Annotated in this window: 10 protein-coding genes; 6 read left to right on the top strand and 4 right to left on the bottom strand. The window is 73.5% G+C overall.

Going from position 1 to position 12,945, the window contains the following annotated elements; genetic code table 11:
- Positions 1-115 precede the first annotated feature (115 nt).
- Positions 116-3,877 (top strand): TM0106 family RecB-like putative nuclease, encoded by a 3,762-nt coding sequence (locus tag JN535_RS10775; RefSeq protein ID WP_307868567.1) that lies wholly within the window; start codon positions 116-118, stop codon positions 3,875-3,877.
- Positions 3,878-3,949: 72 nt separating this feature from the next.
- On the opposite strand, the gene JN535_RS10770 is transcribed toward JN535_RS10775, so the two are convergent.
- The 3 genes from JN535_RS10770 to JN535_RS10760 all read right to left on the bottom strand — a co-directional run bounded on the left by JN535_RS10770 (position 3,950) and on the right by JN535_RS10760 (position 5,893).
- The gene (locus tag JN535_RS10770) at positions 3,950-4,666 is read right to left on the bottom strand and encodes a hypothetical protein (protein WP_205205556.1); all 717 of its coding nucleotides are present in this window, start codon (positions 4,664-4,666) and stop codon (positions 3,950-3,952) included.
- A gap of 306 nt (positions 4,667-4,972) precedes the next feature.
- The gene (gene cspE, locus JN535_RS10765) at positions 4,973-5,176 is read right to left on the bottom strand and encodes a transcription antiterminator/RNA stability regulator CspE (protein ID WP_047231069.1); all 204 of its coding nucleotides are present in this window, start codon (positions 5,174-5,176) and stop codon (positions 4,973-4,975) included.
- Positions 5,177-5,416: 240 nt separating this feature from the next.
- Positions 5,417-5,893 (bottom strand): nitroreductase family deazaflavin-dependent oxidoreductase, encoded by a 477-nt coding sequence (locus tag JN535_RS10760; RefSeq protein ID WP_205205555.1) that lies wholly within the window; start codon positions 5,891-5,893, stop codon positions 5,417-5,419.
- 345 nt (positions 5,894-6,238) lie between these two features.
- Here JN535_RS10760 and JN535_RS10755 point away from each other — a divergent pair, with 345 nt between their 5' ends.
- The 5 genes from JN535_RS10755 to JN535_RS10735 all read left to right on the top strand — a co-directional run bounded on the left by JN535_RS10755 (position 6,239) and on the right by JN535_RS10735 (position 11,778).
- A complete protein-coding gene (locus JN535_RS10755) occupies positions 6,239-7,492 on the top strand; it encodes a branched-chain amino acid ABC transporter substrate-binding protein (RefSeq protein ID WP_205205554.1) in 1,254 nt (417 codons plus the stop codon).
- A gap of 114 nt (positions 7,493-7,606) precedes the next feature.
- Positions 7,607-8,665 (top strand): branched-chain amino acid ABC transporter permease, encoded by a 1,059-nt coding sequence (locus JN535_RS10750; protein ID WP_240200978.1) that lies wholly within the window; start codon positions 7,607-7,609, stop codon positions 8,663-8,665.
- Positions 8,662-9,999 (top strand): branched-chain amino acid ABC transporter permease, encoded by a 1,338-nt coding sequence (locus tag JN535_RS10745; protein WP_205205553.1) that lies wholly within the window; start codon positions 8,662-8,664, stop codon positions 9,997-9,999. The genes JN535_RS10750 and JN535_RS10745 overlap by 4 nt, the downstream gene beginning before the upstream one ends.
- Positions 9,996-11,072, top strand: a complete 1,077-nt coding sequence (locus tag JN535_RS10740) for an ABC transporter ATP-binding protein (RefSeq protein WP_205205552.1) — start codon at positions 9,996-9,998, stop codon at positions 11,070-11,072. Before JN535_RS10745 ends, JN535_RS10740 begins: the two co-directional genes overlap by 4 nt.
- Positions 11,059-11,778 (top strand): ABC transporter ATP-binding protein, encoded by a 720-nt coding sequence (locus JN535_RS10735; RefSeq protein WP_205205551.1) that lies wholly within the window; start codon positions 11,059-11,061, stop codon positions 11,776-11,778. The genes JN535_RS10740 and JN535_RS10735 overlap by 14 nt, the downstream gene beginning before the upstream one ends.
- Before the next feature lie 49 nt (positions 11,779-11,827).
- On the opposite strand, the gene JN535_RS21550 is transcribed toward JN535_RS10735, so the two are convergent.
- Positions 11,828-12,814: a GGDEF domain-containing protein gene (locus JN535_RS21550; RefSeq protein WP_205205550.1), complete on the bottom strand. Its 987-nt coding sequence runs from the start codon at positions 12,812-12,814 to the stop codon at positions 11,828-11,830.
- Between the last annotated feature and the right edge of the window lie 131 nt (positions 12,815-12,945).

The raw sequence follows: 12,945 nt of genomic DNA, 5'->3' as shown, positions 1-12,945 counted from the left end.
GGGCGTGGTCGCCGTCCGCCCGGCGACGTGGGTGGTCGCTGGTAGAACGGACGCAGACGGACGAGCGGCCCCGCTCCCGCCCCGGCGGCGGCCGTCCCCTGACCCGGAGGTGTGCGTGTTCCTCGTCGACGAGCCGGCGGTGCGGACCGCCGCGGCCGGCCCCGGCCGGACCGCCACGGGCGCGCCCGCGCGCGAACGCGTCCTCGTGCACTCGGCGAGCGACCTCGTCGTCGCCGCGGAATGCGAGTACCGGCTCCTGTGCCGGCTCGACGAGCAGCTCGGCCGAGCCCCGCGTCCCGACGCCGGGGAGGACGCCATGCTCGCGCGCACCGCCGCGCTCGGCGCGCGGCACGAGCGCGAGGTCCTCGCGGGGTACGAGGCCGAGCACGGTGCGTTCGACCCGACGACGGGCCGCGGCGTCGTGCGCCTCGAACCACCGCGGGGGGTCTCCTGGGACGAGCTCGTGGCAGCCCAGGCGCGCACGCTCGCCGCGCTCGAGGCCGGGGCGGACGTCGTGCACCAGGCGGCCTTCTTCGACGGCTCGTTCCACGGGCGGGCCGACTTCCTCGTGCGCACCGGGACGGACGACGCCGGGACGGCCCGGTACGCCGTCGTGGACACCAAGCTCGCACGGCGCGCCAAGGTCCCCGCGCTCCTCCAGCTCGCCGCGTACGGCGACCAGCTCCAGGCCGCGGGCGTGCCCGTCGACCCCGACGTCTCGCTCGTCCTCGGCACGCGCGAGCGCACGTCGCACCGCCTCGCCGACCTCCTGCCCGTGTTCCGGGACCGCCGCGACCGTCTCGTCCGGCTCACGGCCGAGCACGTCGCGCGCGACGGCCGTGCACCCTGGGACGACCCGGGCGTCCGGGCGTGCGGGCGTTGCGCCGACTGCCGGGCGCAGATCGAGGCGCACCGCGACGTGCTGCTCGTCGGCGGCGTGTACGAGCAGCAGCGCGCACGGCTGCACGCGGCGGGGATCCGCACGATCGACGAGCTCGCGACCGCGACCGACGAGACGCCGGTCCCCGACGGCATGAGCCGGTCCACGTTCGCCAAGGTCCGGCGCCAGGCCGCGCTCCAGCTCGGCACGGGCCCCTCCGACGGCACGGTCGTGTGGGCCGACGCGTCGGGACCGCACGAGCTCTCGTGGCGCATCGACGACCCGGGCCCCGTGCTGGCTCTGCCCGCGCCGAGCCCCGGCGACCTCTTCTTCGACTTCGAGGGCGACCCGCTGTGGACGGACGCGGGCGGCACGAGCTGGGGCCTCGACTACCTGTTCGGCTGGGTCGAGCGTCCCGTCACGCCCGACGACCGGCCACCGTTCCACGCGCTGTGGGCGCACGACCTCGCGGCGGAGCGCGACGCCCTCGTCGCGTTCGTCGACCACGTCAACGCGCGGCGCCGCACGTACCCCGACCTGCACGTGTACCACTACGCCGACTACGAGCGCGCGCACCTGCTCGCCATCGCCGCGCGGCACGGCGTGTACGAGGAGGAGGTGGACGACCTCCTGCGCGACGGCGTCCTCGTCGACCTCTACGCCGTCGTGCGCCAGGCGCTGCACGTCTCCGACAAGTCGCGGTCGATCAAGAAGCTCGAGCCGCTCTACATGGGGGACGAGCTGCGCACCGGCGACGTGACCACCGCCGCCGCGTCCGTCGTCGCGTACGCGGAGTACACCGCGCTGCGCGAGGCCGGGCGCGACGACGAGGCGGACGAGCTGCTCCGCGGGATCGCGGACTACAACCGGTACGACTGCGTGTCGACGCTGCGGCTGGGGGAGTGGTTGCGTCATGCCGTTCTCGCCTCCGAGGGGGTCGCCTCCCCCGACCCCGCCATGTCCGTCACCTCTCCCGGGGGCGAGGTCGCGCCCGACGGGCGTGGCGAGGATCCGGCGGAGGCCGAGCGGCGGGAGCGGGCGTCCGCGGTGGTGCTGGAGGAGGAGATCCGGCAGGTCGTGGGGGAGGACCGGGCGCGGCGCGGGGCCGAGGAGCGGGCGCTCGCGCTGTACGGTGCGGCGGCGGGGTACTTCCGGCGCGAGGCGAAGCCGTTCTGGCACGAGCACTACTCGCGGCTCTCGCTCCCGACCGACGAGTGGCTGGGGCGGCGCAACGCGTTCCTCGTCGAGGGCGCCGAGGTCGTGTCGGACTGGGAGGTCGAGCCGGGTCGGCGGACGTGGTCGCGCCGGCTCGAGCTCGTGGGCCGGCTCCCGGAGGGCAGCGACCTGCGCGTCGGCGTCGCGCCGTACGTCCTCTACGACCCGCCCCTGCCGCCGTGCGCCAAGACCGCCGTCGACGGCGTGCGCGGCTGGCTCACGGGGGCATCGATCGTCGACGCGGGCCGTCGCGTCACGCCCGCGGGCGAGCGGGACGTGCTGATCGTGCGCGAGCAGCTCCCGACGGGTGCCGAGACGTTCGACGCGACCCCCGTGGCGCTCACGCCGTCGCCGGGGCCGAGCGCGAAGCCGCTCGAGGCGGCGGCGGAGGCCGCGGCCCGACGCGCGCTCGACACGTGGCGGGCCACCGGCGCGCTGCCGCGCGACGCCGTGACCGACGTGCTCCTGCGGCGACCTCCACGGCTCGTGCCGGCGGCCGCCGCACGCTCGGACGGCGCGCGCCCGCCGGAGGCCGCCGACGGAGCGGGCGGGCCCGGGCTCCCGCCCGTCGTGGACGGCGACGTCGTCGCGGCGGTCGCTGCCGCCGTCGCGCGCCTCGACGACTCCTACCTCGCGGTCCAGGGCCCGCCCGGGACGGGCAAGACGTACGTCGGGTCGCGCGTCGTCGCGCGGCTCGTCGCGCAGGGCTGGCGGGTCGGCGTCGTCGCGCAGTCGCACGCGGTCGTCGAGAACATGCTGCGGGCGGTCGTGCTCGGGGCGGGGGTCCCGCGCGAGGTCGTGGCGAAGAAGGTCGCCGCGGACGGCCCGTCGTCGCGCGCCGTGTACGACGAGCTCGACGGCACCCACCTCGCGGCGTTCGCGTCGCAGCCGGGACCGCGCGTCGTCGGAGGGACCGCCTGGGACTTCGCGGCCGACCGGCTCCCGGCGGGCACGCTCGACCTGCTGGTCGTCGACGAGGCCGGGCAGTTCTCCCTCGCGAGCACGGTCGCGGTGGCACGCGCCGCTCGTCGGCTCCTCCTGCTCGGCGACCCGCAGCAGCTTCCGCAGGTGAGCCAGGGCCGCCACCCGGAGCCCGTCGACCGGTCCGCGCTCGGGTGGCTCGCGGACGGCCACGGCGTGCTGCCACCGGGCCGCGGCTACTTCCTGCCGACGACCTGGCGCATGCACCCGCGCCTCGCGCAGGCCGTCTCGACGCTCGCGTACGAGGACCGTCTCCACGCGCACCCGTGCACGGCGGAGCGCGAGCTCGACGGCGTGCCGCCCGGGGTCGAGCAGGTGCTGGTCGAGCACGCGGGGAACTCGGTGCGGTCGCCGGAGGAGGCGGCCGAGGTCGTCCGCCAGGTCGAACGGGTCCTCGGGCGGACGTGGACGACGACGGTCGACGGGATCGAGGAGCGGCGTCCGCTCGGGCAGGGGGACGTCCTGGTCGTCGCGGCGTACAACGCGCAGGTGTGGGCCGTGCGCGGCGCTCTCGAGGAGGCGGGGTACCCGGACGTCCAGGTGGGCACGGTCGACCGGTTCCAGGGCAAGGAGGCGCCGGTCGTCGTCGTGACGCTCGCAGCCTCGTCGGGTCGCGAGGCGTCGCGCGGGCTCGGGTTCCTGCTCTCGCGGCACCGGGTCAACGTCGCGGTGTCGCGCGCGCAGTGGAGCGCGGTCGTCGTGCGCTCGCCCGGTCTCACCGACCTCCTGCCGCACTCCCCGCGGGGTGTCGAGGAGCTCGGCGCGTTCCTCGGGCTGACGGGCTCCGCGCCCGTCGGCTGAGCGTCGTCCGGTCGAGGACGTCCCGTCCGGCCGAGCATCCGCCCGGCCGGGCGGTGCGCCGGCGGCGCCGGGTCAGAACTCCCCGAAGCCGCCGAAGTCGTCGAACCCTCCGCCGAAGTCGCCGCCGAGGTCACCACCGCCGGAGGGGTCCTCGGCCGCCGCCTCGACCGCTCCGCCGTCGCCGCCCTCGGCCGCGCCGGGGTCCTCGCCGCCCTGCTCGGCCGCCGCGTCCTCCGCGACGGGCTGCGTCGGGTCGGCGAACGCCGGCCCGAACAGCGCGTTCGCGACCGCCGAGCCGATGACGATTCCCGCGATCGTGCCGAGCAGGCTCGAGCCGACCATGGCGCCGAAGCCGGGCGCGCCCTGGCCACGGCCGGCGAACGTACGCTCGAGCGTGCCGGGCTGGCGCATCTCGGCGCGCGTCGCCATCCGGGCGAGGTCCTGCGGTGCGTCGGACGTCGCGCGCTCCGACGCCGGGACCTGCTCGCCGAGCTCGGCGAGCACCTGGCGTCGCTGCTCGGGCGTCAGGCGGGCGAACGCCTCGGCGTGCGCCTGCTCGACCTGGTCCGGTGGGGCGGTGCGCAGCAGGTACCGGTAGCGGTCGATGGCGACCTGGTCGGGCGTGCGGGGCGCGGCCGTCCCGGTGCGCGCGTCCTGCGGAGCGCTCCCGTAGGCGGGCTGGGTCGGGTACTGCGTCGGGTGCTGTGCCTGCGAGCCGTAGGGGCCCGCCTGCGGGGCGCCGTGCGGGTCGCGCGGCTCGCGGCCGAGGAGCCGGTCCAGGAATCCCATGGGTCGTCCTCCGAGTTCGGTGGCGCGGCGTCGGTCGCTCGCGCACGGGTCGTGGCCGGGTACGGCGCACTCTCGGATCAACGCCGAGCCCCGGGTCCCGGTTCCGTCCGCGTCGACCGGCCGGTGTCGTTCCTCACCGCACCGCCCGGTGCGGAGCCCTCCCGGGTGCGGCACCGCCTCGAGGGACGATCGCACCCGGGGCACGACCGGTCCCGGACGCACGAGCGCCCCCGACCGGAGGGTCGGGGGCGCTCGGTGAACGATCGGTCGGCGAGACCCGCGAGGGTCGTCACCGGGGAGATCGGATCAGATCGCGCGGATGTTCTCCGCCTGCGGGCCCTTGGGGCCCTGCGTCACGTCGAACTCGACGCGCTGGTTCTCCTCCAGCGTGCGGAAGCCCTGCGACTGGATCGCGGAGTAGTGCGCGAAAACGTCGGCCGAGCCGTCCTCGGGGGCGATGAAGCCGTAGCCCTTCTCGCTGTTGAACCACTTCACGGTTCCGGTAGCCATTGTTACTCCTTCAAGAGTGTGGAAACACCCCCCGCGGGTTGCAGGGGAGTACATCACGGTGTTCGTCGTCAACTCTTGGGTAACAAGGTCCGCCGGGCACCCGCCGGGTGGCGGTCACGTCGACGCGAGGACAAGCGAGGCACTGCAATCTCGGGGTCAACCGTACAGGGTATGCCCCTTCTTGGCCATGGCTTGCCCCGAGAGTGTCGTGGCGACCCCACGGCGACGCGACGCCGCAGGTCACCGCGCGAGCGCGGTCAGCTCGACCACCGGCACGACCCGTCGCCAGTCGGCCTCCCCGCGCTCGGCGGCGAGGGGCTCCGCCCACTCGCGGAGCACGGGCTCCAGAACGGCCCAGCCGCGCGCGTACCGGGAGGCGTACGTGCGCAGGAGCGGGGCGCCGTCGTCGGGCGGGAGCGTGCGGGCGGTGCTCCGCACGTGCCGACGGCGCCCCGCCCACACGAGCACGCGCGGGTCCGCGACGACGTTGCGGTACCACTGCGAACGGGGTCCCAGCCCGGCGACGACGACCCACGAGCCCGGTGCGGGTCGGTCGGTCACCTCGAGAACGACGTACCGTGCCTCGCCCGTCGTCCGGCCGCGGTGGCCGAGCAGCAGGAGCCGCCCGCCCGCGAGGAAGCCGAGGCCGGAGCGGAAGAGGACGATCGGGGCCCGGACGAACCAGCGGGTGTGCAGGAGGCGGGACGCGAGGGTCATCGACCCACCGTAGGGCGACGCCGGAAACGGCACATCCGTACCGTCCGCGGAACGAAACGAGACCCTCACGTTACGAGTCGGTAACAACTCCCTGCGTCCCACGAAATCCGATCCGCCTACGTTCGCGTCACCCAGGAACGCGGAGGCGCCACCTCCCGCGGATCCGTGGGTCCGGAGCCCTCCGAGATGCCGCGGAGGGCTCCGGGCGACACGTCCGCGGGCAGGTTTCGTCACCGGGTGACCTGTGTCACTATTCAGCACGCAATTCAGTGTTGAATTCAGCGATCGACCGCGGGAGAAGCGGCTTGGCGGCCCTCCGCGGGGATCAGGACCACGGAGGTTGGCATGCATCGCACAGCACGACGGGCGAGCGGGGGTGCTGCCCTGCTCCTCGCGGCCACTCTCGTCCTCACCGCCTGCGGTCCCCAGTCCCAGGGCGGCGGCGACGAGACGACCGGGACGTCGACCGAGACCGAGGACGGCGGCGGCTCGGCCGAGCTGAGCATCGTCCCGTCGGTCCAGATCGACATCGACGGCGCCGAGGTCGAGGCGACCGAGGCCGGCAACCCGGCGGACCCGGCGGGCGACGGCAGCGCCGAGTGCGCCGAGGGCACCTCGATCGCGGTGGCGGGGGCCCTCACGGGCCCGAACGCCGCGCTCGGCCTCAACATCCAGTACGGCGCGCAGGTCGCGGTGGACGCGTTCAACGAGGCGAACCCCGGCTGCCAGGTGACGCTCAAGCCGTTCGACACCGAGGGCGACCCGCAGAAGGCCACCCAGGTGGCGCCGCAGATCGTCGGGGACTCGTCCGTGCTCGGCCTGCTCGGCCCGGCGTTCTCGGGCGAGACGGCGGCCACCGGCGACGTGTTCAACCAGGCGGGGCTCCTGTCGCTCACCGCGTCGGCCACGAACCCCGACCTGACGAAGAACGGCTGGACGAACTTCTTCCGCGGTCTCGCCAACGACGCCGTCCAGGGCCCGTCGGTCGCCAAGTACCTCGTGAACACGAAGAACTTCTCCAGCGTCTGCGTCGTCTCCGACAACTCGGACTACGGCATCGGTCTCGCCCAGCAGATCACCGAGGGCCTGGGCGACGCCGCGAACGAGGACTGCGCCGCCGAGGTGAAGACCGGCGACAAGGACTTCTCGGCCGCCGTCCAGATCATCTCCGGTGCCGACGCCGACGCGATCTTCTACGCCGGCTACTACGCGGAGGCCGCGCCGTTCGTGCAGGGCCTGCGCGACGGCGGTGTCGACATCCCGTTCGTCTCGGCCGACGGCACGAACGACCCGCAGTTCGTCTCGCAGGCGGGCGCCGCGTCCGAGGGTGCGATCCTCTCCTGCCCGTGCGGCCCGGCCCCGGAAGACTTCGCGGCCACGTACGAGGAGACGAACGGCCAGGCCCCGGGCGTGTACTCGGTCGAGGGCTACGACCTCGCGACGATCATGCTCACGGGCATCGCGTCCGGCGTGACCGACCGTGCCGGCCTCATCGACTACGTGGCGAACTACTCCGGTGAGGGCCTCGCCCGCGCCTACGAGTGGGACGACACGGGCGAGCTGGCCTCGGCGCTCATCTGGATCTACGAGGTCCAGTAGTCCGACGACGACGGGCGCCCTGCCCCGACGCCCCCGCACCGCGCGGAGGCGGGCGGGCGGGGCGCCCGTCGTGGACCACGACCTCGTACACCGGAGAAAGAACCAGGGAGCGTCATGCCCGCTCTTGCCGACGCGCTGATGCACAGCGCGACCGCCGGCCCCCTCGTCCACCAGTCACTCATCGACTTCAACATCGCGGGCCTCGCCCGGAACTTCTGGGGCCTCACCATCGAGGGCCTCACCTACGGCGCGATCTACGCGCTCGTGGCCGTCGGCTACACGCTCGTCTACGGCGTGCTGCGGCTCATCAACTTCGCCCACTCCGAGGTCTTCATGCTCGGCATGTTCGGGCAGTACGCGACGCTCATGCTCCTCGGCTTCTACCCGAGCGGGAACGTGTACGACAAGGGCGTCGCCCTCACCGTCCTCTACCTCGGCATCGCGATGCTCGGCGGCATGCTCGTCGCGGGCGGCGCCGCCGTGGGGCTGGAACGCGTGGCCTACAGACCGCTGCGACGGCGCGGCGCACCGGCGCTCGTGTTCCTCATCACCGCGATCGGGATGTCGTTCATCATCCAGGAGTTCGTGCACTTCGTGCTGCCGAAGCTCACGGGGGGCACCCTGGGCGGCGTGAACGCGCAGCAGCCGATCCGGCTCGTGCAGCCTGAGGTGCAGTTCACGATCGGCGGCGCGCCGGTCACGAACATCACGCTCGTCATCATCCTGTCCGCGCTGGTCCTCGCGCTCGCGACGGACATGTTCATCAACCGGACCAAGTTCGGCCGCGGCATCCGCGCGGTCGCGCAGGACCCGGTGACCGCGACCCTCATGGGCGTCTCGCGCGAGCGCGTCATCATGCTGACGTTCCTCATCGGCGGCATCCTTGCCGGCGCGGCCGCGCTGCTCTACACGCTGCGCGTGCCGAACGGGATCATCTACTCCGGCGGCTTCATCCTCGGCATCAAGGCGTTCTGCGCCGCGGTGCTCGGCGGGATCGGCAACCTGCGCGGCGCGCTGCTCGGCGGCCTGCTGCTCGGCGTCATGGAGAACTACGGCCAGGTCGTGTTCGGGACGGAGTGGCGCGACGTCGTCGCGTTCGTGCTCCTCATCGTCGTCCTGATGTTCCGCCCGACCGGCATCCTCGGCGAGTCGCTGGGGAGGGCGCGCGCATGAGCACCTCGACCCCTGCACCCCGGCCGGCGCCCGAGGGGCGCCCGACCTCCATGCCCCCCGTGGGCCGGGTCGCGACGAAGGACCGCCCGCACGGCGGCGTCGGCGACTGGTTGCGCCTGTGGTGGGACGCCCAGGCGCGACCCACCCAGTGGCTGATCGGCGTGCCGTTCCTCGTCTTCATGGCGCTCGTGCCGATCCTCAACATCCCGGTGCTCACCACGGTGGGCACCAACTTCGGCGGCGTCATGGCGCAGTTCGGCATGATCGCGCTCATCGCCATCGGCCTGAACGTCGTGGTCGGCCAGGCCGGCCTGCTCGACCTCGGGTACGTCGGCTTCTACGCCATCGGCGCGTACACGGTCGCGATCCTCACGAGCCCCGACAGCCCGTGGAACCAGACCGACGAGTGGCTCTCGAAGGACTGGGCGTGGCTGGCGGCGCTGCCGATCGCGGTCGCGATCACGTCCTTGTCCGGGCTGATCCTCGGCTCGCCGACGTTGCGACTGCGCGGGGACTACCTCGCCATCGTCACGCTCGGCTTCGGCGAGATCGTCCGCCTCCTCGCCGACAACCTCGACGAGCTCACGGGCGGCGGCCAGGGCCTGCGCGGCGTGGCCTACCCCCGCGTCGGGGTCACGGAGGAGCTGCCCAACGGCGTCTTCTCCGCGGGCAACGCCGCGGGCACGCTCAACTCGGGCGTGTGGTGGTACTGGCTCAGCCTCGTCTTCATCGTCATCTCGCTGCTTCTCGTGGGGAACCTGGAGCGCTCGCGCGTCGGGCGGGCGTGGGTCGCGATCCGCGAGGACGAGGACGCGGCGGAGATCATGGGCGTCCCGACCTTCCGCTTCAAGCTGTGGGCGTTCGTCATCGGAGCGTCGATCGGCGGCGTCGCGGGCGCGCTCTACGCGGGCCAGGTCCAGTTCGTCATCCCGACGAACTTCAACGTCATCAACTCGGTGCTCTTCCTCTGCGCGGTCGTGCTCGGCGGCCAGGGGAACAAGCTCGGGGTGATCCTCGGAGCGTTCATCATCGTGTACCTGCCGAACTTCTTCCTCGGCCGCACCGAGCTGTTCGGCATCCCGATCGACGGCAACGAGATCGCGAGCTACCGGTACCTGTTCTTCGGGATCGCGCTGGTCGTGCTCATGATCTTCCGTCCACAGGGTCTGATCCCCGTCCGGCAGAAGCTGCTCACCTACGGGCGCGAGCTCTACGTGGCGGCGCGCCGTGCGGCACAGGCCACCACGCGGTCCGGGTCCGACGACGGCGCCCGGCCGGCGACCCCGGCCGTCGCCACGGGAGAGAGCACGACGGACGGGAAGGAGACCCGATGAGCACCCACGACCCCGGCGGCATCGGGGCGGGCGGCGAGCACGGGGACGAGCACCTCGCGTCGTCGGGCCGCGCCGACTCGTCGCGCGCCGACCTCTACATGCCGGGCGCCGTCCTGGAGGAGCCCGCGATCGTCGACGTCGCGGACGTGCGGCCCGAGCTCGCGAACCCCGACCTCGTCGACGCGATGGTCGCGCCGGACCGCACGGTCCACGCGAAGGTCGGCGAGCCGTTGCTCCAGATGCAGAACGTCACCGTCCAGTTCGGCGGCCTCGTCGCGCTGGACGACGTGACGTTCGACATCCGGCGCGGCGAGATCCTCGGCCTCATCGGGCCGAACGGCGCGGGCAAGACCACGGCGTTCAACGCGATGACCGGCGTCTACCGGCCGTCCAAGGGGCAGGTCGTGTTCGACGGCTCCCCGGTCGGCAAGCTCAAGCGCTACCGGATCACGCAGCGCGGCATCGCCCGCACGTTCCAGAACATCCGTCTGTTCAACGAGATGACGGCGCTCGAGAACGTCGTCGTCGGCTCGGACGCGCGGCACCGCACGTCCGTCCCGGGCGCGCTGCTGCGCACCCCGCGCCACCGGCGCGAGGAGCGCGACGCCATCGACCGGGCGCTCGCGCTGCTCGAGTTCGTGGGCGTGGGCGGGCGGGCGACGGAGAAGGCGCGCAACCTCTCCTACGGCGACCAGCGCCGTCTGGAGATCGCGCGGGCCCTGGCCACGGAGCCCAAGCTCCTGTGCCTCGACGAGCCCGCGGCGGGCTTCAACCCGGCGGAGAAGGAGGCCCTCATGGACCTCATCCGTCACATCCGCGACGACGGCTACACGGTCCTGCTCATCGAGCACGACATGCGCCTCGTGCGGGGGGTGACCGACCGCATCGTCGTGCTCGAGTTCGGGCGCGTGATCGCGGACGGCACGCCCGACGAGGTCACGAGCGACCCCAAGGTCGTCGCGGCCTACCTGGGCGTGCCGGACTCCGAGCTGACCGCCGACGAGGGGGGCACGGGCGCTGACCGTGCCGCCGGGCCGACGACCGAAGGAGGCAGCGGCGATGCCCCTGCTTGAGCTCCAGGACATGACGGTCGCCTACGGGCGCATCGAGGCGGTGCGGGGCATCTCGATCACCGTCGAGGAGGGCGAGCTCGTCACCCTCATCGGGGCGAACGGCGCCGGGAAGACGACGACGATGCGCGCCATCTCGGGCATCCGCCCGGTCGCGCGCGGCAAGGTCCTCTTCGACGGCAAGGACATCACGAAGATGAAGGCCCACCTGCGCGTGCTCGAGGGCATCGTGCAGGCGCCCGAGGGCCGCGGGATCTTCCCCGGCATGACCGTGATCGAGAACCTCGAGATGGGCTCGTACGCGCGCACGTTCGCGTCGAAGGCCGAGCACGACGAGACCGTCGACCGGGTGTTCGACCTCTTCCCGCGCCTCGCCGAGCGCAAGGAGCAGGTGGGCGGCACGATGTCCGGCGGCGAGCAGCAGATGCTCGCGATCGGGCGCGCGCTCATGGCTCGCCCGCGGCTCCTCCTGCTCGACGAGCCGTCGATGGGACTCGCGCCCATGGTCATCCAGCAGATCTTCCGCATCGTCTCGGAGATCAACGCGCAGGGGACGACGGTCCTCCTCGTCGAGCAGAACGCCCAGCAGGCGCTCTCGCGCTCCGACCGCGCCTACGTGCTGGAGACGGGGGAGGTCGTGCGAAGCGGTGGCGGCAAGGAGCTGCTGGCCGACTCGAGCATCAAGGAGGCATACCTGGGCGTGGCCTGACGCGCGTCGAGCACGCCGCCGCGGGCTGCCGCGGACGACACGGGTGCCGCTATCCGACGGACAGCGGCGCCCGTGCCGCGCTCGGCGAGGGGCGCGCCGCCGCGAGACGGGCCTCACCCTCGCGCACGAGCTCCTCGGCGTCCGCCGCACCGGCGACGGACCACGTGAGCGACGTGCGGAAGACCGGCCGCACGGGGCCGTCGGGGGCGCCGAGCCGGGCCAGGACCTCCTGGCGCAGGGCCTCGGCGCTCGCAGCGGCCTCGACGTCACCCATCGCGGGCAGCGTCGCGAGCACCGCGAACCGGTCGCCGTCGACGCGGCCCGCCTCGCATCCTCCGGGGAGCCACGACCGCAGCCGGTGGCCGACGCCGGCCAGCAGCGCGTCCCCGGCGTCCTGCCCGTGGAGCGCGTTGACCCCGGACATGTCCTCGACGTCGAGCAGGAGCAGCGCGACGCGCGTGCCGCTGCGCGCGACCAGCCGGCAGCGACGGGTGAGCGAGTGCCACGTGCTGCGGCGCGAGAGCAGGCCCGTGAGCGCGTCGTGCGTGGAGCGCTCCGCGAGCGTCCCGACGAGCGAGCGCACCAGCTCCGCCGCGCCGACGCTCGCCCAGTGGCCGCCGCGGACGAGGACGTCGTCGTACCGGCGGTCGGCGGGCCGCGACATGGCGAGGGTCGCGACCTCGGTGACGGCCGCCGTCGGCGCGACGACGAGCGGCGACCAGTCGGTGACGCTCGCGACGGGTCGACGCTCCAGGACCGCGCGGCCGTAGCCGAGCCGCCCTGTCAGCGCGGCGACGAGGCTCGTGCGCACGACGACGCCGGTGCGTGCGGCCCGAGCGCCCGGTGGGGGAACCTCGTCGTCGAGCACGACGACGCACGAGACGTCGGGGTTGCGGAACACGACCTCGAGCTGGCCCACGGGCATGGACGAGCCGACCGACAGCACGGGTCGCGCGAGGTCGGCGACGGTGCCGCTCGCGCGGGCGGGCGGTCGCATCGCCGTGTGCTGTGCCAGCTCGGTGAGTTCGTCGTGCACAGGGGCAGTGTGGCGGCGCCGCGACGGTCGTGGCCGGGACGAGCACGAGCGTTCGTCGAGAGTTCACGACCGCGTCATGCGGCGGTCGCCGGGCGTCACCGGGGGCCGCGGCGCGTGGGCAGGGAGCGGAC

The organism is Cellulosimicrobium cellulans (assembly GCF_016921195.1).
In the GTDB taxonomy this organism is placed as follows: domain Bacteria; phylum Actinomycetota; class Actinomycetes; order Actinomycetales; family Cellulomonadaceae; genus Cellulosimicrobium; species Cellulosimicrobium cellulans_F.
Note: the sequence above shows the minus strand (reverse complement) of the source record. Positions and strands in the feature narration are given on the sequence as shown.

Excerpts from the sequence above, each read along its gene's own strand:
- JN535_RS10760 (WP_205205555.1), bottom strand. The coding sequence starts at position 5,893 with ATGACCCTCGCGTCCCGCCTCCTGCACACCCGCTGGTTCGTCCGGGCC.
- cspE (WP_047231069.1), bottom strand. The coding sequence starts at position 5,176 with ATGGCTACCGGAACCGTGAAGTGGTTCAACAGCGAGAAGGGCTACGGC.
- JN535_RS10770 (WP_205205556.1), bottom strand. The coding sequence starts at position 4,666 with ATGGGATTCCTGGACCGGCTCCTCGGCCGCGAGCCGCGCGACCCGCAC.
- JN535_RS10735 (WP_205205551.1), top strand. The coding sequence starts at position 11,059 with ATGCCCCTGCTTGAGCTCCAGGACATGACGGTCGCCTACGGGCGCATC.
- JN535_RS10740 (WP_205205552.1), top strand. The coding sequence starts at position 9,996 with ATGAGCACCCACGACCCCGGCGGCATCGGGGCGGGCGGCGAGCACGGG.
- JN535_RS10745 (WP_205205553.1), top strand. The coding sequence starts at position 8,662 with ATGAGCACCTCGACCCCTGCACCCCGGCCGGCGCCCGAGGGGCGCCCG.
- JN535_RS10755 (WP_205205554.1), top strand. The coding sequence starts at position 6,239 with ATGCATCGCACAGCACGACGGGCGAGCGGGGGTGCTGCCCTGCTCCTC.
- JN535_RS10750 (WP_240200978.1), top strand. The coding sequence starts at position 7,607 with ATGCCCGCTCTTGCCGACGCGCTGATGCACAGCGCGACCGCCGGCCCC.